The organism is Clostridium sp. AF23-6LB, from assembly GCF_003461085.1.
GTDB lineage: Bacteria > Bacillota > Clostridia > Lachnospirales > Lachnospiraceae > Coprococcus > Coprococcus ammoniilyticus.
Genome location: NZ_QTWK01000001.1, coordinates 83876 through 103372 on the forward strand (window position 1 = coordinate 83876; position 19497 = coordinate 103372).

The 19497-nt window shown below is 42.6% G+C and carries 17 protein-coding genes; 2 read left to right on the forward strand and 15 right to left on the reverse strand.

Annotated features, from left to right (window positions below; genetic code table 11):
- Positions 1-7 precede the first annotated feature (7 nt).
- The gene (locus DWY07_RS00355) at positions 8-850 is read left to right on the forward strand and encodes a M15 family metallopeptidase (RefSeq protein ID WP_201815385.1); all 843 of its coding nucleotides are present in this window, start codon (positions 8-10) and stop codon (positions 848-850) included.
- A 67-nt stretch (positions 851-917) separates the two neighbouring features.
- Here the strand turns inward: DWY07_RS00355 and DWY07_RS13115 are convergent, their stop codons facing one another.
- The 4 genes from DWY07_RS13115 to clpX all read right to left on the reverse strand — a co-directional run bounded on the left by DWY07_RS13115 (position 918) and on the right by clpX (position 7376).
- Positions 918-1721: a hypothetical protein gene (locus tag DWY07_RS13115; RefSeq protein ID WP_179960532.1), complete on the reverse strand. Its 804-nt coding sequence runs from the start codon at positions 1719-1721 to the stop codon at positions 918-920.
- 159 nt (positions 1722-1880) lie between these two features.
- Positions 1881-3623, reverse strand: a complete 1743-nt coding sequence (locus tag DWY07_RS00365) for a S8 family peptidase (protein WP_226800984.1) — start codon at positions 3621-3623, stop codon at positions 1881-1883.
- 62 nt (positions 3624-3685) lie between these two features.
- The gene (locus DWY07_RS00370; RefSeq protein ID WP_117822311.1) at positions 3686-5563 is read right to left on the reverse strand and encodes a DUF885 domain-containing protein; all 1878 of its coding nucleotides are present in this window, start codon (positions 5561-5563) and stop codon (positions 3686-3688) included.
- Positions 5564-5909: 346 nt separating this feature from the next.
- On the reverse strand, positions 5910-7376 hold the full coding sequence (gene clpX / locus DWY07_RS00375) for an ATP-dependent Clp protease ATP-binding subunit ClpX (RefSeq protein WP_117821909.1): 1467 nt from the start codon (positions 7374-7376) through the stop codon (positions 5910-5912).
- 318 nt (positions 7377-7694) lie between these two features.
- Between clpX and DWY07_RS00380 the strand changes: the two genes are divergently transcribed.
- Positions 7695-8033 carry a P-II family nitrogen regulator gene (locus tag DWY07_RS00380; RefSeq protein ID WP_008402931.1) on the forward strand — a complete coding sequence of 113 codons (339 nt, stop codon included), beginning with the start codon at positions 7695-7697 and terminating at the stop codon, positions 8031-8033.
- 261 nt (positions 8034-8294) lie between these two features.
- Here the strand turns inward: DWY07_RS00380 and proC are convergent, their stop codons facing one another.
- The 11 genes from proC to DWY07_RS00435 all read right to left on the reverse strand — a co-directional run bounded on the left by proC (position 8295) and on the right by DWY07_RS00435 (position 19188).
- Positions 8295-9089, reverse strand: coding sequence for a pyrroline-5-carboxylate reductase (proC, locus tag DWY07_RS00385; RefSeq protein WP_117821910.1), 795 nt, complete (start codon positions 9087-9089; stop codon positions 8295-8297).
- A gap of 80 nt (positions 9090-9169) precedes the next feature.
- Positions 9170-9559, reverse strand: a complete 390-nt coding sequence (locus DWY07_RS00390; protein WP_117821911.1) for a DUF6465 family protein — start codon at positions 9557-9559, stop codon at positions 9170-9172.
- Between the two features lie 253 nt (positions 9560-9812).
- Entirely contained in the window at positions 9813-11180 is a 1368-nt protein-coding gene (gene murF, locus DWY07_RS00395) for a UDP-N-acetylmuramoyl-tripeptide--D-alanyl-D-alanine ligase (protein ID WP_117821912.1), read from the reverse strand.
- Between the two features lie 142 nt (positions 11181-11322).
- The gene (locus DWY07_RS00400; RefSeq protein WP_226800982.1) at positions 11323-13866 is read right to left on the reverse strand and encodes an ATP-dependent DNA helicase; all 2544 of its coding nucleotides are present in this window, start codon (positions 13864-13866) and stop codon (positions 11323-11325) included.
- Positions 13867-13898: 32 nt separating this feature from the next.
- On the reverse strand, positions 13899-14441 hold the full coding sequence (locus DWY07_RS00405; protein WP_117821914.1) for a DJ-1 family glyoxalase III: 543 nt from the start codon (positions 14439-14441) through the stop codon (positions 13899-13901).
- 16 nt (positions 14442-14457) lie between these two features.
- On the reverse strand, positions 14458-14982 hold the full coding sequence (locus DWY07_RS00410; protein ID WP_117821915.1) for a CYTH domain-containing protein: 525 nt from the start codon (positions 14980-14982) through the stop codon (positions 14458-14460).
- 24 nt (positions 14983-15006) lie between these two features.
- Positions 15007-15819: a DUF1189 domain-containing protein gene (locus DWY07_RS00415; RefSeq protein WP_117821916.1), complete on the reverse strand. Its 813-nt coding sequence runs from the start codon at positions 15817-15819 to the stop codon at positions 15007-15009.
- Complete coding sequence (locus DWY07_RS00420; protein ID WP_117821917.1) at positions 15819-16622, reverse strand: HAD family hydrolase; 804 nt, start codon at positions 16620-16622, stop codon at positions 15819-15821. The genes DWY07_RS00415 and DWY07_RS00420 overlap by 1 nt, the downstream gene beginning before the upstream one ends.
- Before the next feature lie 121 nt (positions 16623-16743).
- A complete protein-coding gene (gene ribE / locus DWY07_RS00425; RefSeq protein WP_008402941.1) occupies positions 16744-17205 on the reverse strand; it encodes a 6,7-dimethyl-8-ribityllumazine synthase in 462 nt (153 codons plus the stop codon).
- A gap of 100 nt (positions 17206-17305) precedes the next feature.
- Entirely contained in the window at positions 17306-18502 is a 1197-nt protein-coding gene (locus DWY07_RS00430) for a bifunctional 3,4-dihydroxy-2-butanone-4-phosphate synthase/GTP cyclohydrolase II (RefSeq protein ID WP_117821918.1), read from the reverse strand.
- A gap of 29 nt (positions 18503-18531) precedes the next feature.
- A complete protein-coding gene (locus tag DWY07_RS00435; RefSeq protein WP_117821919.1) occupies positions 18532-19188 on the reverse strand; it encodes a riboflavin synthase in 657 nt (218 codons plus the stop codon).
- Positions 19189-19497 lie beyond the last annotated feature (309 nt).

The following is a 19497-nucleotide window of genomic DNA, read 5'->3' on the forward strand; positions in this document are numbered from 1 at the left end:
CAACATCATGTTGCATATATTTGGAACTGTAATTAAGAAAAAGAAGGTCATAATTCTGGGGATCATCTATATACTGTTACTGATACTTGTAATCCTTGCAGGAAAGGCAAAAAAAATGAAACTTCAGGAACAGGTCTCCCAGTCAGACTCCAGGCCCATCACAACAGAACAGGTTTCTGTCTCCGAAGATTCCACCGAGAAAACCAAAGCATCCTCCGGCAGCTATTCTTCCTTTGATACTGCATCCGTTTTACAAACGCTTGCCTCCGCAACAGAAGCAAAAAACAACGGGCTGCTGACACTGGTCAATATGTCTCATACCCTGCCAGCCGACTGGACCGTTGATCTGGTCGAACTGCGAAACGATCAGTCGATCGACCGCCGTGCTTATGACGGGCTTCAAAAAATGATGGACGATGCAAGAGCCGAAGGTCTTGACCCTCTGATCTGCTCTTCCTACCGTACAAATGAAACACAGGAACGGCTCTATACAAATAAAAAGAATTCTTATCTGGAGCAGGGTTACAGCGAAGATGATGCTACAGCCCTTGCTGCTACCTGGGTTGCCTATCCCGGTACCAGCGAACACCAGCTCGGCCTTACCGTTGATATCTGTTCCATTGGCAACCAGGAGCTGGATTCCTCCCAGGAAGATACCGCCACCCAGCAATGGCTGATGGCAAACTGTTATAAATACGGCTTCATCCTACGTTATCCGGCAGATAAATCCGATATAACAGAAATCTCTTATGAACCCTGGCATTACCGCTATGTTGGTGTTGAAGCTGCTACAGAAATGTACCAGAAGCATCTTTGTTTAGAGGAATATCTGGAACAGCATACCAATTAAAAAAGCAGTTCAGTCTCCGGTGATCTGTTCTTCACCATCCAGACTGGACTGCTTTTTATTTATATTCTTATTCTGCCGGAATAAATGGAAGGTCGATCGGTTGATCTGCTTTTGTGGATGGATCCGTTGTAGCTTCTGTCGTAGCCTCCGTTGTCTTCTCTTCCGTCGTTTTCTCTTCCGTTGTACGCTCTTCTGTCGTCTTTTCTTCGGTTGTCTTTTCCTCGGTCGTACGTTCTTCCGTCGTCTTTTCCTCAGTCGTCTTCTCTTCGGTTGTCTCCTCCTCGGTTGTCTTCTCTTCTGTCGTCTTTTCTTCCGTTGACGGCTCTTCGGTTACGATCGGCTTCTGTTCCTCGGTCGTTACAACCGGAAGTTCATCTTCGGTTCCCGCTGCCGTTGTTACCTCATACGTCGTAGAGGCTTCCGTAGAGTAAGATGTGTGTGAATCATAGGTATTATATTCCGATGTTACTTCTATTTCTTCTTCATTCTCGGAATCGTCATTAATATTTGTAGTTGGCAAAGGCTCTTCTGTAACAATATTTACTTTCTTCTCCTCAGTAGAACTCTCTTCCTGTTGCGTCTCCTGCTTTGCCTTTTCATATTTTGCTTTATTTGTCTGAAAGAACACACCAAAGAAGGTATATTCACATATGATAAGTACAGCAAGCACTGCAACTATGATCTTCAGTATATTATCCTTCCTCCAGAACCGTTTCTTTGCAGGAACTTCATCCGTTTCCGGAACATCTGTCTGATGTGTCTCTTCCGGCTCGGTTTCATCTATATCTTCTGTCTCTATGATCTCACTTACTTCATCTATATCTTCTGTTTCAAATATTTCTGAGTTATCCGTATGAATCTTTTTATCCATATGTACCTCCGACTATTATTATCCATTCTGGCACATTTTATACATGCCCTTTACCTGTTGGTTACAAACACGTCTTATAGTATAATACACCGCACAAAATCTGTAAAATCATTTTACGAAAAATTATAAATCTTTTACATTTTTGTTACATTTACAGTGTCAGGTCCGGAGCGAATCAAAGGTATTATACACATTCAGGATTCCATAGCCCCACTCCGGGTTCGGATATTCCCTTGCAAACAGATATCCCTCTGTATCGTTCATGACATATGAAAACGGACTTCCTGCCGTTCCCGGACGAACTGCTCCCCGAATAAAATAATTACGGATCTGATTTCCATTTACAAACCGTGCCAGATCCCGGTCTCTTGCCCATTGCAGGATTAATGCCGCACACCCGGCACAATGCGCTGCTGCAACAGAAGTACCTGTTTTCCTGACAAATGTTCCTGCTCTGCCCGGACCATATACATCAACACCCGGAGCAACAAAATCCGGCTTGATATCATCTGCCGCCGTATATCCCCTGCTTCCATCCAGAAACAGTGTATCCGAATAATGATCATATGCCCCCACTCCCATCGGAACTACTCCTGTAGCCGGATTCACAAGCGTTGTTTCAGGCGTTGGTCTTATAAACCGGGTATCCGGGGAAAGAAATGCCGTGATCGGCAGCCATGCATGAAAGGTCTTCTCGGTATCACCGCTTCCATATACCCGGATCCGCCACAGACCATTTGGCGGATCAAAAAAGCGCATCATGATCAGTTCTTCTCCCGACTGATCCTCCACAAGAAAATAGTCGATATATATGATCCCACCACCAAAAACCGGACGTATGACTTCACTTTTATCAAAGCGGGGAGTAATCTGACTTACAAACTCCCCACCCGGAATCTCAAATGCCACAGAATATGTATTGGGAACCGCTCCCCAGATTTCAAGTGTAAAGCTGTTATTTCCCGTAACATTAATCTCCATTTCCGTATAAGTGCTTCCCCCTTCGATCCTGCCTCTGAAATGATGCCCCGCAATTCCCTCATTTCCTGCCGGAACGGACACAGCGACTCCGGTCATGATACCAACATTTGAAAGCAGTGCTTCTAATGCAGAAGAACCAGTATGGCTCCCACTGTTCGAACCAACTCCAATCAGGATCGATATATTTTTCCGAAGTCTGCTTGCCTGTCTCCGCAGAAATGCTACCCCCATCATAATATCATTTTCCTGATATGCTTCTACGTCCTCCGGCACACCATATAATCCTCGCAGATTATTCTTTGCCTGCTTTAATTTTACAATCACATATTCTGCTTCCGGCGCCACTCCCGTGAAATCAGCTGTCCGTTTTCCTGCTGCAATCCCTGCAAGAAAGGTTCCATGTCCATTTGCATCTGTCAGGATATCCGCTTCATTTCGTATGGCTTCATTAATATCCTCCTGCTGATATACCGTTCCATATCCGGGATTTTCTTCCTGATCTGACGGTCCCGGCACGGACTGATCCCATGCTGCAATAATTCTTGTATTTCCGGCAACATCCAGAAACAGATCATTCCGAATATCAATCCCGGTATCGATAATTCCGATCAGAATTCCCTTTCCGGTAAGTCCAAGGATCGATTCCTGCTGTATATTCACAGCTCCGACTGCTTCTACACTACTGGTATCCATCAGCCCATACAATTTGGGGAAAAGTGTATATTCCAGTCTGGAAAAGATCTGCATATAATCCTCCGGCTTCTCCCTGTATAAAACAGCAAACCGCTCATCAATAAAGAGCAGGCAGCCGTTTTCTCTGTAAATATCCAAAACAGCTTCCCGCTCTTCGTTGTATTCAATCAGATAGTCTGCATAATCTTCCCTGTACGCTACATTTTCACATTCCATTTCGATTCCCATCGTATGCTTTTCGTATACAGTCTATTCCGTCTGATTTCTTTCTATACCTTTTTTTGCACCTGTTATATGATCGGCCCCTGCAGCTTCTTATCCACTTGTTCCTTCAGTATATCAAACTGACATGGACCTGTTTCCAGAATAATCGTGTTAAATGTTTTCAGGTCAAAGTCATCTCCCATTTTCTCTTCTGCATAATCCCGCAGTTCTTTCATTTCATAATATCCGGTCGAATAACTCTGATATACTGCCGGATCTCCGACCATTGTCGTGTACAGCTCCTGTGCAGCACTGCCATCCATTCCATTCTTTGTCAGATAATCGGCTGTATCCTGCAACGTCCATCCCTCATAATTGATTCCCAGATCCACTCTTCCCATCATAAGATAACTCATCTCATCATTCAACTGATAAAGGGCTGCAATGGTGTCTCCATATTCCGGTTCCTCATACTCATAGTAATATAAAGAATCATAACATGCATACATCGCCCATCCTTCTTTATATCCTAAGAAGTTCATCAAAGTCCGGACCGGCTCCGGATCCGTTGACATATAATAAGCATTTTGCAGCATATGACCCGGATATCCCTCATGTGCCAGTGTCGTCCACATGCCATCCGTATGCAGACCATTCACCCGGATCAGATTATTATCCGGATCATCGATTGCCGGCGCCATATAATAAGCCAGTACATCATCCATGATCGTTTCGAGGTTCTTATCCAGCGCCTCTGCCTTATAGTTTATCGTTCCTGCATCCGGATAATGCTCTGATGCCGTTTCCATCATTTTATCGACCATTTCCGAAGCTGTCATCTGATCGGTTTCCGCAAACATTGAATCATAATTGGAAGCAAAATATTCATATGCCGCCTGATTTCCCAAATAATACTGATATAACGATACCATGAGTTTTTGAAGCTCTGTATCCAGCATATCGATTACCTCTTCCGGCGACTTGGCTGTTCCTGCAAAATTTTTCAGCAGATATTCATAATATTCCTTGCCACCATCATAGTTGCAGATACCACCATCATTGGTTCCGGTTCCCTTCAGACCGGAAAGCACCGCTGCAACATTCTCAAATGCCGGAAGCAGGGAATTCTCAACTGCCTGCTTATTAGCCTCCTTGTATTCTGCCTTTTCCTCATCCGTCAGAAAATCAAGTGCGTCAATATTATCATTAAATGTTGTTACCATAAAATGATTTTCTTTATCTGCAACAAAATCCTTGCACTGACTGATGACTTTATCGCAGACTGCATCACTCATAAAATAACCTTTTTCTGACTTTTCCTGTTCAAAATCCAGATACTCTGCAAAATAATCCGGAATCTGACCAAGCAGTTCAATATAACGTTCCACATCTCCCTTATCATCAAATCGGTAATCTGTGAAATTCGTTGCAATATTGGCCTGAAGTCCACGCATCGGGGAAAACGGCTCATACAGATATACATTATCAAAAATTCCCGCAGACACTTCAAAATACTCATCCAGCACATCATAGGTCAGCTTCTGATCCTCTGTCAGGCAGGAACGGTCAATAGCATCCAGCTTCTTTACCCAGCCTTCAAACTCTTCCTTATCCTGTCCGATCTCCTCTGCTGTCATTCCCGGGTCTCCCAGTGTGACCTCCGGTTCTTCCAGACCGTAATCCGCACCATCCTTGATCGTATAATTATACGTCAACGTGTCGTCCGTAACAACATCCTTAAAATAATCATCCAGATACTGTTCAAATTCCTGCTGCTCCTTCAGCGCATCCTCGGAGAAAGACTCCTGCGCCCTCTCTGTATTTTCAGTTGTATCGTTTTTGTCATTCAGATGTCTGCGCTCTCCCTGCGTCTCTCCACAGGCAGATAATCCAACCGCAAGAGAAATGCAGATAGCTGCAGCCATTACATTTTTACAGGTTCGTAATAATCTCTTTTTAAACATGCCCTGCTCCTTTTCGCTTTTTTTCATAGTATCACAGGATTCTGCGACCATCAAGGACTACCTTGATACAAGACTGCGGTATCAGCATCGGAAGAGTCCCTGATCATCTTTCTGCAATACATCTGTATTTTTCTTTTATCTTACCCAGAGATAACCATTTACATACTGGTGCCGCTGCAATACAACACATTCAAAAATTCCGGTAATGTTCCATTTCTGCTCTGCAATACCATCTCACGATCTAAAAATTATGATCCAATATAATAAAGGCTTAAAGACCGTATATTTTCTGTATACAATCTTTAAACCTTATTAATTACAGTATTTTTTCTTATTGCATCAATTATTATGATTGTTTTGTCGCACAGGCTTCGATCTGCATCGGCTCTACACCACGAAGCTCGATGATCGGATTGCCCTTGCCATTTACATAATCTCCGGTTATGATCACCCTGCCAATGCTATCATCTCTTGGGATCTGATACATGATATCCAGCATGAATTCCTCAATGATCGCCCGAAGCGCTCTTGCTCCTGTATTCTTTTCAAGTGCTTTTTCTGCGATCGCTTCATATGCAGAATCATCAAACTGAAGATCTACCTCATCCAGTGCCAGCAGCTTCTTATACTGTTTCAGGATTGCATTCTTCGGTTCCTTTAAGATCTTGATATACATATCCTTATCTAACGCATCCAATGTGAATAAGACAGGCAGTCTTCCAAGAAATTCCGGTATCATACCGAATTCCCTGAGATCCTCGTTGGTCACCTTCTTTAAGATATTCGGATCCTTGTCGTATTTGTCCTTCAGATCTGCGCGGAAACCGATCGAGGACTGTTTATTCAATCTTGCTTTAATGATATCTTCGATTGCCGGGAATGCCCCGCCACAAATAAATAAAATATTCTTTGTATTGACCGTTGTCATAGGAACCATTGCATTCTTGCTTCCGGAACCAACCGGAACCTCAACATCTGCGCCCTCCAACAGCTTTAACAAGCCCTGCTGAACGGATTCTCCACTCACATCACGGCTGTTGCTGTTCTGCTTCTTTGCGATCTTATCGATCTCATCGATAAATACGATTCCCTTTTCTGCTTTTTCAACATCATTATCAGCGGCTGCCAACAGCTTTGACAATACGCTTTCTACGTCATCACCGATATAACCGGCTTCCGTAAGTGTGGTCGCATCTGTGATCGCAAGCGGTACATTCAACAGCTTTGCGATCGTTTTTACAATATAAGTCTTACCACAGCCTGTCGGCCCTACCATCAGCATATTGGATTTCTCAATCTCGATATCATCCATGGAATCTGTCAGTACACGCTTATAATGGTTATATACTGCAACAGACATTACCTTCTTGGCATATTCCTGACCGATCACATATTCATCTAACATTGCTTTGATCTTATGCGGTGCAGGGATCGTTGCAAGTGTCATTTCCTGCTCTTTTTTCTTCGGCTTTGCCGCTTTCTTCTTCACCTTCTGTTTATCCGGTATATCATTCATTCCCATCAGTCTGCTCATGTCAATATTTCCCATATTGGAAAGATTGGAGAGATCCAGGAACTGCATTCCGCCAAATCCGCCCTGATTCAGATTATCAAAGGTCTTCTGCATACAGTCTGCACAGATATGTATATTGCCCGGCATATCGATCAGCTTTCCGGCAACACTTTCCGGTCTTCTGCAGAGATAACAATATTTCTCGTATTCGTCCTCATGCTTGTCTTCTGTTTTATGATCATCAGTCACCGTCTGACTGGTCAGTTCTTTATTTTCATCATCATTTCTATAATCAGACATTTTCATCCTCCATACTTTTGTTTCCTGTCTAAAACAGCTATCTATATTAAATGATATAACTCTGCTACATGATACCACAGATTCCACCCATATGAAAACAGTATTATTTCTGGTAAAACGGTTAAATTTTTCTAAATAATTTTCTTATTGCCACCCTCGATTAATTAAATTAAGTACAGCTACTCTCATTCCTCCCTGTTTTCCTGTTCTTTCTTCAGATAATATACAAAATCTCCCATTCTGTTCCACTTGTAGAAATGAAACCGAGAATATGGTATCATATCTTTAGTTATATATGTATAGAATGGAGGGTTATACATGAAGAAATTATCAATTATTGTCCGTTCTGAAAAACTGGATGATGTAAAAGCCATTCTGGACGAATGCGGATCCACCGGTGCTACTGTATCAAATATTATGGGATATGGTAATCAGAAGGGTTATAAAACAACATACCGTGGAAGTGAATATGTGGTTAACCTGATTCCGAAGATCAAGATTGAAACCATCGTCAAGGATGATGTTGCCGATAACATCATCTTTAAGGTATGTGAAAAGATATCAACCGGAAAAGTCGGCGACGGCAAGATCTTCGTCTATGATGTTGCCGATGTCATCCGTATCCGTACCGGCGAACACGGTGACACCGCCTTATAACATCTACCTGTCATACAAATAAATCCGCTGTGCTATACCACACCTGTTATTCCGCAAAACACTTCCGTTCTAGTCCTCGAGCAACGGTACATAAAGCTGCAAAAGACGCAACTTAAGTACCGGTCTCGGACAAGGTTTGCTTCATAACAGTGTAATATAGCACAGCGGATTTGTTTGTATGACAGCTACGTAAGAATCAAATGCAAGTGTTCTGCGAAATAAAGTTATAGCTACCACAAGCACAGGCTTTTATAGCGGCTGTTATATTCCGCGAGCTTTGCGGACACAGGCTTTCATTGCTTCGATCACGGAGGAACGGAAGCCTTTTTCTTCTAAAACGCGAACAGCTTCTATCGTTGTTCCGCCAGGTGAGCAGACCTGATCCTTTAATTCACCCGGATGTTTTCCCGTTTCAAGTACCATCTTTGCACTTCCAAGCACGGACTGTGCTGCAAATTTATATGCCTGTGCTCTTGGCATACCATCTGCCACTGCTCCATCTGCCATAGCTTCGATCAATATATAAATATATGCCGGAGAACTTCCGCTGACCGATACACATACATCCATCAGATTTTCCGGTATTGTCTCTACTTCACCAAAGCTTCCAAGAATCTGAAGAACTGTTGCATAATCTTCATCGGTAACATATTCATTCCGACATGCTCCTGTCATACCCTCACCAACCAGTGCCGGTGTATTTGGCATTGTCCGGACAAGCCTCACAGCTCCTCCAAACTGTTCCTGTAACCAGTCTAATGTTTTTCCCGGTGCTATACTGATCACAATCTGCTCTTTACGGACTACGTCCTTTATCTGAGCGATCACCTCCGGATAATACTGTGGTTTTACCGCCAGAACCAGAATATCACTGTTTTCTGTTACCTCCAGATTATCGGTTGATACCTTTACTCCAAGCTCTTTCTGAACTCTGTCAAGTGTCGCTTTCGTCTTTGCAGATGCTATGATATTCTCTGCATCTATGATCTGCTTTCTGATAATTCCCTTTATGATCGATGTTGCCATATTGCCACAGCCAATAAAACCAATCTTCATATTTCACTTCTTCCTTTCTAATTATACAGAAAAAGCAGCATCCTTATGTTAAGAACGCTGCCCTTCCAACTATTTATAGATTAAAGACTGTAAGAACCTGATTCTCCATCAGCTGTATAGTATACCATACCTGTTTCTGGCTGGTAATATACGTTCAATTCCTTAACTGCCTTATTGCCAAGTGCTTCTTTTGCTTTTGCTACAATGTCAGAAACATTGATCTGTCCATTGTTATATTCAACAAAAACTGTCTCTGTTGTCTTAGCTGCTGGCTTCTTTGCTGCCGGCTTTTTAGCTACTGGCTTTTTCTCTTCTTTTACTTCTGCCTTTACTGGCTCAGCCTTTACTGCTGCTTTTACTTCTTTAGCAGCTTCAGCTTTCTTTACAGCTTCAGCTTTAGCAACAACGCTTTCTACTGTTGCCTTTTTTGCAACAACCTTTTTTGCATCTTCAGTCTTCTTAGTAGCCATGATTAACACCCTCCGTTTTAAAACTAATTTCTATCACTTTACTTATGTAACAATTCATGTATGTATTCTTTATTCAAGCTAGGATTGATATTACTCCATTTTCCTTTTTTTTTCAATACAAGTACTGTTTTTTCTCCGTTTTGTACCACAGAGTGTTTTTTTTCATGAAAATCAAAGTCATTTTAGACAAACAAAACTACCAAATTTTATGAAATTTGGTAGTTTATATGGTTGTTTTGTATAATTTGCATAATTAATTCGTAAGAATTTTGACAATTTCGTCCATTTTCATGCCGTGTGATCCCTTGATCAAAACAACATCCTCTGGTCTCATAATAGCCATCAGATAAAGTGCCACTTCTTCATTATCCATAAATGAAAATGTTTTTGCATACTTTGTGTCGCAGACATCCAGTGCCTTTTTAATCTCCAAAGCTTCCTTTCCGATTACCACAACCTCATCGATCTTCTTGTCCCGCAGGTATTCTCCGATCTGATAGTGATAGCTGGCACTGTCAGCTCCCAGCTCAAACATATCTCCCAGTACTGCGATCTTTTTTCCCTCGCAGTCCATATCACAAAGCACATCAATGCTTGCCTTCATGGAATCCGGGCTTGCATTATAGGTATCATCGAGGATCGTATATCGATTCTCCATATGGATGAGTCTCTGTCTCTGTCCTTCAAAATGTTCAAAGGCTTTTGCTGAAATTGTTATCGGAATTCCCATCTGATATGCAACTGCAATACCTGCCAGTGCATTTCTCACGTTATGTTTTCCGAGGATATCCATGGTAACATGAACGGTCTCACCATTATGAGTACAATCAAATTCCATGCCCTGCTCTCCACATTTTACATTGGATCCCTGAAAATCACAAATTTCATCTATACCAAAAGTAAGTGTCCGACATGGCATATCCGCTTTTATCTCACGCAGTAATGGATCATCTCCATTTAACAGCAACAGGCCGTCCTTATTCATATGATTGATAATAGACAGCTTCTCTTTTCTGATATTCTCCTGGGTTTTCATAAATTCAATATGTGCAACACCGATAATCGTCACCACACAGATCGATGGCTTTACAATCTCAGACAATATCTCCATCTGACCAGGTTCACTGATCCCCATCTCGATCACCGCAGCATCATATCCATCTGTCATTCTGGAAAGTGTCATCGGTACACCGATCTGTGAATTTTCATTTCCATTTGTCTGAAAACAGCGTTTTGCTGTGCTGACAGCCGCTGCAATCATCTCTCTGGTCGTTGTCTTTCCTACACTTCCTGTCACTCCAATATACGGAATATCATACCGGTCACGGATATCCATTCCAATTGCCTGAAGTGCTTTCATCGTGTCATCAACACGGATAAACGGCTTCTCTGAAATAACAACATTATCATGCTCCGATGTCAGAGTTGCAGACGCTTTCTCCATAGCGGATTCAATAAAACGATGTCCATCAACTTTATTACCCAACAGAGGAATAAACAAATCTCCCGGCTGTGCTTTTCTGGAATCAATACACAGGCCTGTGATCGGTGTATCTTCATCGCCGCAAAGCAGGAAACCTCCTGTTGCTTTCACAATATCTTTTACTGTAATATTTTTCATTTTTCCCCTATCTGCCTTTCCAGAACAGTTTCATAATTTTATATAAAAGCATGCACTGCATGCAGGCTGTAAAAAATGCCTGCGTCCATTCTATCACATGTATATGCGAATTTCCAGTATTCTTGTATATATATTCCCGTTTTCAGGAAAGATTAAGATTCGACCAGAACTGTTCTATGCTCTGCGAAATCTGATCAAAATTTCCAAAGACCGCATCCTGCCACTCCACCGGAAATAACGAATTATATTCCCCGGTTCCAAATCGTTCATCTAGCAACAGGATCACTCCGGCATCCGCTTCTGTCCGGATCACGCGTCCGGCTGACTGAAATACTTTATTAATGCCCGGATACAGGTATGCATATTTAAAACCATCAACCGATGAGCCAGCATATGCCTCCATACTCTTTCTGGCATTAAAATAGTCCATCATGATCTTTCTCTCATTGCACACCTGCGGAAGTCCCGGACCTACTACAACCGATCCGATCAGCCGTTCTCCGGTCAGATCAATCCCCTCAGAGAAGATCCCGCCCATGATACAAAAGGCAACCACATTTCTTTTCGCTGAAAAATGATCCAAAAATGCTTCCCGGTCTGCCTCCTTCATGTTCTGTTCCTGACAGAGCAGTTCCATGCCAGAACAATCACCCTCTATCATCTGCTCATAGACCTCCTGAAGCATCTTATAGGATGGCAGAAACACCATATAATTTCCGGAATGTGCGTTAAACAACTGCCTGATATATTCAGCCACGCGCTTATACTCCTTTACAGACCGTCTGGTATATTTCGTAGATACATCCACACCAACCATGATCTGTCGTTTCTCCGGATCAAACGGAGAAGGAATATAGATAGCCTGATCGGTCACCGTATCGGACAGCATCTCCATGTAATATTTTACCGGCAGGATCGTTGCCGAAAAGAAAACAGTCGATACACCCTTATCCAGGCAAAGCTTCAGATTATTCGCCGGATGGACGCAATATAACCGAACCATAAATCTGCCATCCGACTTAAGCTCATCATAGATCACATAGCTGTCATCGATCAGATCCGCAATATTTAAAAATGTCGTAAGTGCAAAATAAAACTCCAGTATCTCCTTACGTTCCGGGATCTGTTTGTAATCTTCTAAAAAAGCCTCCATCGTCGTATGAAGATGCAGCAGCTTCAGATATAGAACCCCAATATCATTTAAAATCTGATATCCATGCTCCGGACATTTTTTCTTCAATTCCAGGAGCTCCCGGTTGCAGGATTCCAGACTCCGTGCCAGTTTTTTGCTGTACGGCATTACCAGCCTCTTTACAGCAAGGAAATCTTCTTTATACAGCGTGGCACTGTACATGGACGATGCCCGGTCCACCAGATTGTGTGCTTCATCTACCAGAAATACATACCGTCCTGTATCATATGCTGTCTGTGAAAAGAACCGCTTCAGATTCACTCTCGGATCAAACACATAGTTATAATCTCCAATAATAGCATCTGCAAACAGGCTTGCATCCAGTCCCAGCTCAAAAGGACAGACCTGATACCTTTTCGCATAAGCCCGGATGATCTCCCGATCCATTTTTTCCTCCTGAGTGATCAATTCAAATAATGCATCATTAACCCGGTCAAAATGTCCTTTCGCATAAGGGCAGTGCTCTGCATCACATTCCATCGTCTCATTCAGACATATCTTCTCTTTGGCAGTCAACATAACGGAAGAAAACTTCACTCCACGTTCCCGCAGCAATGTAAGTGCCTGATCCGGCACGGTTCCGGCGATCGTCTTTGCGGTCAGATAAAAGATTTTCGATACCAGCCCGGTTGCAAATGCCTTAACGGAAGGAAACATCGCTGCCATCGTTTTCCCGATTCCGGTTGGAGCCTGCACAAACAATCTGCGCTCCCCTTCAATCGCCTTATACACACAGGCAGCCATCTGCTTTTGTCCTTTCCGATATTCATATGGAAATTCCAATTCTGTAATTGACGCATCTCTGCTTCTTGCATGTGATACAGCATGATCAACCCATTTCATCATCTCATCCACTGTATCATGAAACCATTTCTCAAGAAATGAACAAGAAAACACATAAAAAAAATGTTTTACTTCTTCACTTTCCAGATTCACATATGTGATCTGTACATTGATCCGATCCAAAGACTGCTCTTTTGCATAAATATAGGCATAGCACATTGCCTGTGCTACATGAACTGTTTCCGGCACTTCGATATCAGCAAGTTTTCTGTATACACCTTTGATCTCGTCGATCGTAACATCCGCAGGCTCATTCATTTCCTGCATCTGACCGATTGTTCCGGCAGAATTTTGTTCCATGAAGTCTTCACCGACTTCCAGATCCAGACTCTCCGTTTTTTTGAGCAGCAGCCGGCTCCAATATCTACCCTCTACCCGAATCACCTGCCGCTCAATTTCCTTCTTCTTCCTGCTTCGGTTCTTTTCACCTCTCAGATCTATGATCCCATCTGCTCTGCCCTCTACCGTAACATCCAGATCATGAATTCCTTTCTTCATCGTGATCTTTAAAGGAACTTCTGCATCATAATAAGACCCTGCCATTTTCTGAAGCTTCCGATGCATCTTACTTCCTGCATTCATTGCTTCCTTTGACAGAGTCCCATTACTGCTGCTTGTAATATCGCCGCATCTGTATATAAATTCTACCATATGCCTGACCGAAACTTTAAATTCCATAATTCTTATTTGTAAACAATAGCTGCTGCCAGCTTCTCTGATGTATCCTGATCTGTCAGGATCTCAACCAGCTTCAGACCAAAATCAATAGCTGTTCCCATACCTCGGCTTGTAATTACCTTACCGTCTGTTACTACACTGTCATATAATACTTCCGCACAATGAAGTCCCGCCTCCATTCCCGGATAGCAGGTAGCCTTCTTATCCTTTAAGATGCCAAATGCTCCAAAAGCAGTAGGTGCTGCACAGATTGCTGCAACATATCTTCCTGCTTCATACTGTCCGCATACAAGATTCCTTACCTTCTCATTTGCGATCAGATTCGTCACACCGGGCATACCACCCGGAAGTACGATCATATCTGCATCATCTGCAAGTTCACTGATTTTCTCATCCATCTTTACTGTGATTCCATGTGAACCTGTAACCGTATCCTGATCGTCTGCTGCCACCATAAGGCAGTCAACCTTTGCACGTCTTAACAGATCTACAACGGTCAATGCTTCTACTTCTTCATATCCTGTTTCAAATAACATTCTGACTTTCATGCTTCTGCCTCCATTCTTAATGTCCGAAAACTCTTGCCATAAATGCAAGTCTCTGTTCTTCATTCATACTGCTTAATGCGCTGTTATGATACGCTCCATCCATAGATACATCTCTGGTAAACCAAGCCGGTGCTGCGAAATTATCTGCATCTTCCTTTGTCTCAAATTCGACTTCTGCATAGATCAGCCCCTGATACAGCCCCTCAAAGACATCCAGTTCAATCTTAAGTCCTGCATCTTTTTCCTTATCGCCGGTTGTTCCCTCTGTATCCGTAAGCGGGATGATATACCGACGTTTCGTCACCAGATTTCCATCAACCTTACCAAGCAACCGTTTATAATCCGTCTCATTCATCGGAAGCTCGAATTCCTGTCGTTCCAGTAATCCGCTTGACTTTACTGTAAGAATATATTGTTCATCTGCCTTTCGGATACGGATGACGGGGCTGGTCGAGATATACCCCTGCTCCAGTTTCTTATATGGATACGCTTCCAGTGAAAACGGTATCTCTTTTATCAGATATTTTCTTTCGATCTCCATAAAAGCCTCCTTTTATATCGCCCTTTATAACCAATCCTCCGGTGGTGCCGTTGTTCCCACATGACTTGCGATACCTCTGTTTATCATGGAAAATGCCAGGATCAGAGTGATCACAAACATGATCGATGATGGAATCAGGAAGTCCAGACAGGTATTCACGGATGTCAACAGCATCGGTAAAGTCAGTCCGTAAAGACATACCCGGAATACATTTCCATAGGACAGCCCTGTATGAAGACCTTTCGCAAGTGTCCGTGCAACGATCGAAAATACAAGTGCAAGGAAGATCATCTTTATTACACTTCCGAACATCATTACAATGTACATAATGACAATAGCCACATAGAACGCCGGCACTGCGGATGCAAGCTGATCATTGTTAAACCCATCATAGAATAATTTGTCGAGATCCATCGTTGAATATTCATACGTCTGTCCGCCGTTTATCATTCCCATAACTACATTCTCTTTGCCAAATGCAATATACACGCCATTTGTCTTGATATCATCAAGTGTAATTCTGTCATAATCCGTATTCATATATATCGTTGCATTTCCAATATCCAGTGACATCTCTGATTCTGCCGTAAGCTTACCATCCTCGATCACAAACTGCGGAACCTTATTCGTGATCAGGTTATTTAACCCTCCCACATGCATGATAAAGGTAATGACACCGATTCCAAACTCGATAAAGGTCAGGATAAAAGCAATCAGAATCATAAATCCTGCCGTCTTGCTCGCTTTTAACTTCGTCAGATGCTTATAATTTTTCGGGCTGGATACTGCGATGGCTAACTGATCGACCATCGTTACTTTTGAATATTCTTCGTCCATTAGATAATCTCCATTTTTTTCATAGCTTTATAGATTCCGTCTTCTCTGACATCATCCGCTACAAGACGGACTTTCTTCTTCAGATACTCCGGACCTTTTTTCATTATAATACTATTTGGCACATATGCCAACATCGGTTCATCATTACTTCCGTCTCCAAACGCATAGGCATTTTCTAATGGCAGGTCAAAATAATCAAGCAGATACCGGATACCGGTTGCCTTCGTATATCCCTTTGGTACGACCTCACAAAAATTTCCCTCTCTCTGGATATACATATAATCTTTTTCCAGATATGTCTTAAACTCTTCCAGATACGGAGTGTCAGCATCATACCATGCACAAAATTTATCAAAGATATGATCATTTGCCGGATCATCATTCTCCATATAGGTGCTGGTCGCTTTAAAATAACTGATCAGTTCTTTTAAATGCTCATTATCGGAAAAAGCAGAGCTGGTAAATACCTTGTCCGCGTGTTCAAATACGGCATCCATTCTATATTCCTTACATTTCTGAACAACGCCTGCACAGACCACATATGGTGTATCATGATGAAACAATGTCTCTCCATTATAAACAATATGCGTTCCACAGCCGCAGACAAAGCCATCAAAGCCTGCGCTTCTGATCTCTTCTGTCACATTGCAGAATACTCTTCCCGTATTGATAAATGCCAGGTGCCCGTTCTCTCTTGCCTTTTGTATTGCCTCTTTTGCACTGTCCGGAAAATACCGTTTTCCATCATCCGTGATCAGAGTTCCGTCGATATCAAAAAAGAGAATCTTTCTTGTCTTATTCATATCTATTTCCTCCGTTTATTATCGCATAAGAACAAAAACGCTCCACGCAGTATGAATACATTCAGGGTTCTATGACCTTTGCATCATAAAACCCTGAACCTTCGTTTATACTATGCAATTTTTATAACTGCTTCATCAGGTCAATCATCTCAAGTGCGCCCATTGCACAATCGTAACCCTTGTTACCTGCCTTTGTTCCGGCACGCTCGATTGCCTGCTCAATATTCTCTGTTGTTACAACACCGAACATAACAGGAATACCGGATTCAAGTGAAACAGATGCGATTCCCTTGGACACTTCATTACATACATAATCATAATGACTGGTTGCTCCACGGATAACTGCTCCAAGGCAGATCACTGCATCATATTTTCCTGACATCGCCATCTTCTTGGCTACAACCGGAATCTCAAATGCTCCCGGGACCCATGCAACAGATATGTCATCCGGATTTACGCTGTGACGTAATAATGCATCCTCTGCACCGCTTACCAGTTTTGATACGATAAATTCATTAAATCTTGCTGCTACAATACCGATCTTGGCACCATTTGCTACGATCATTCCTTCAATCTTCTTCATTTTATTATCCTCCTGTTATTGATTCGATCTCAATATTTACAATTGCTTATTCTCTGTTACCACTAAATCATTATGCATATAATTCCCAGTCCATATGGCTTTACAGATCAAGTATATGACCCATCTTTTCTTTCTTTGTCTTCAGATAAAATGCATCAAATTTGCCCGGCTGCATCTGGATCGGTACTCGTTCCACAATCTCAAGATTGTATCCTGACAAACCATATACCTTTAATGGATTGTTCGTAAGCAGTCTCATCTTTCTGACACCAAGGTCTACTAAGATCTGTGTTCCAATCGTGTAATCTCTTGCATCCTCAGGGAAGCCAAGCTTCAGATTTGCCTCTACGGTATCTAAACCCTGATCCTGTAACTGATATGCTTTGATCTTATTGATCAGACCAATCCCACGTCCTTCCTGTCTCATGTACAGAAGCACGCCTCTGCCTTCCTTTGCGATCATCTTCATCGCTGCATCATACTGCTGGCCACAGTCACAACGGGCTGAACCAAGTGCATCTCCGGTCAGACATTCGGAATGAACTCTGCATAATACCGGCTCGCCATCCGTGATATCACCCTTTACCAGTGCCACATGATGCTCGCCATTTAATTTATTGATATATCCATAGATCGTGAACTCCCCATATCTGGTTGGCATCTTTGCCTTTGCTACACATTCTACAAATACTTCATGTTCCTTACGATACTGAACTAACTTTTCGATCGTGGAGATCTTCAGGTTGTGCTCCTTGGCAAATGCAAGCAGATCATCTTTTCTTGCCATTGTACCATCATCCTTCATGATCTCACAGCACAGACCACATGGCTTCAAGCCTGCAAGTCTGCACAGATCAACCGTTGCCTCTGTATGTCCGCCTCGTTCAATCACTCCGCCCGGAACAGCACGTAATGGGAACATATGACCCGGTCTGCGGAAATCCTCCGGCTTTGCAGCTTCTTCTACGAACTTTCTGGCTGTAATGCCACGCTCATACGCTGAGATTCCGGTTGTAGTGCTTACATGATCAACAGAAACTGTAAATGCAGTACAATGATTATCTGTATTTGTGATGCACATCTGCGGAAGATTTAATTTCTCCACATAAGAATCATCCATCGGCATACAGATCAGACCTCTTGCATATTTTGCCATAAAGTTCACATTCTCCGTGGTCGCGAATTCAGATGCGCAAATGACATCTCCTTCGTTCTCTCTGTCTTCGTTATCGAGCATAACGACCACCTTACCGGCTGCCAGATCTACTAATACTTCTTCTATACTGTTTAATTCCATCTGTCTTTACCTCCATAGGAACATTTATTTTATAAGAATCCATTTTCTGCCAGAAAATTCATATCTACTTTTTTCCCTGCATCCGGTTCTTCTTTGTCTTTAAAATGGAGCAGCTTATCTACATATTTGCCAATCACATCGTTTTCCAGATTGACCACTGCTCCGGTCTGCCTGCGGATCAACGTTGTCTCCTCCGCCGTATGTGGGATGATCGAAACCTTGAAGCAGCGATCATCGACATAAGCAACCGTCAGGCTGATTCCATCGATCGTAATCGATCCCTTCTCGATGATATACTTTAATAGCTTTTTATCACATGTTATTGTCACCCAGATTGCATTTTCTTCTCTAGTGTACTCTGTGATCACCCCGGTTCCGTCGATATGTCCGGATACGATATGTCCACCAAATCTTCCATCTGCCGCCATCGCCCGTTCCAGATTTACCCTGCTGCCGGAGCTTAAGGTTCCGAGATTGCTTCTTCTTATCGTCTCTGCCATCACATCTGCCGTAAACAAATGCCCCGACATTCCTGTGATCGTCAGGCATACCCCATTGACAGCTATGCTGTCACCGATCTCGCTTCCCTGCAGAACCTTATCTGCCTCTACGGTCAGGCGACCGGATGATGTGCCTTTTTCTATCTTCTTAATCGTGCCTGTCTCTTCCACAATGCCTGTGAACATGACTGCCTCCTTTTCGGGGACGTTTTTTTGCAAACAGTCATTTCGTCACCCCATTGACTCTTGTTCCGTAAAACGCTTGCGCTCTATTTTCATGTAACGGTACTAAACTCACTGCCCTTTGCAGTTCGTTAAGGACCGACATGAAAAAAGGTTTACTACACAAGATCAATGGAGTAACAAACTGACTATTTACAAAAAAACTGTCAACCTAATTAATTAACAACTTACTCGCTGAATTACTTCTTTTAACATGTTAAGTTCCTATATAACTTAACATAAAAAAAGCCAGAGAACTATGTCTCCGGCGGG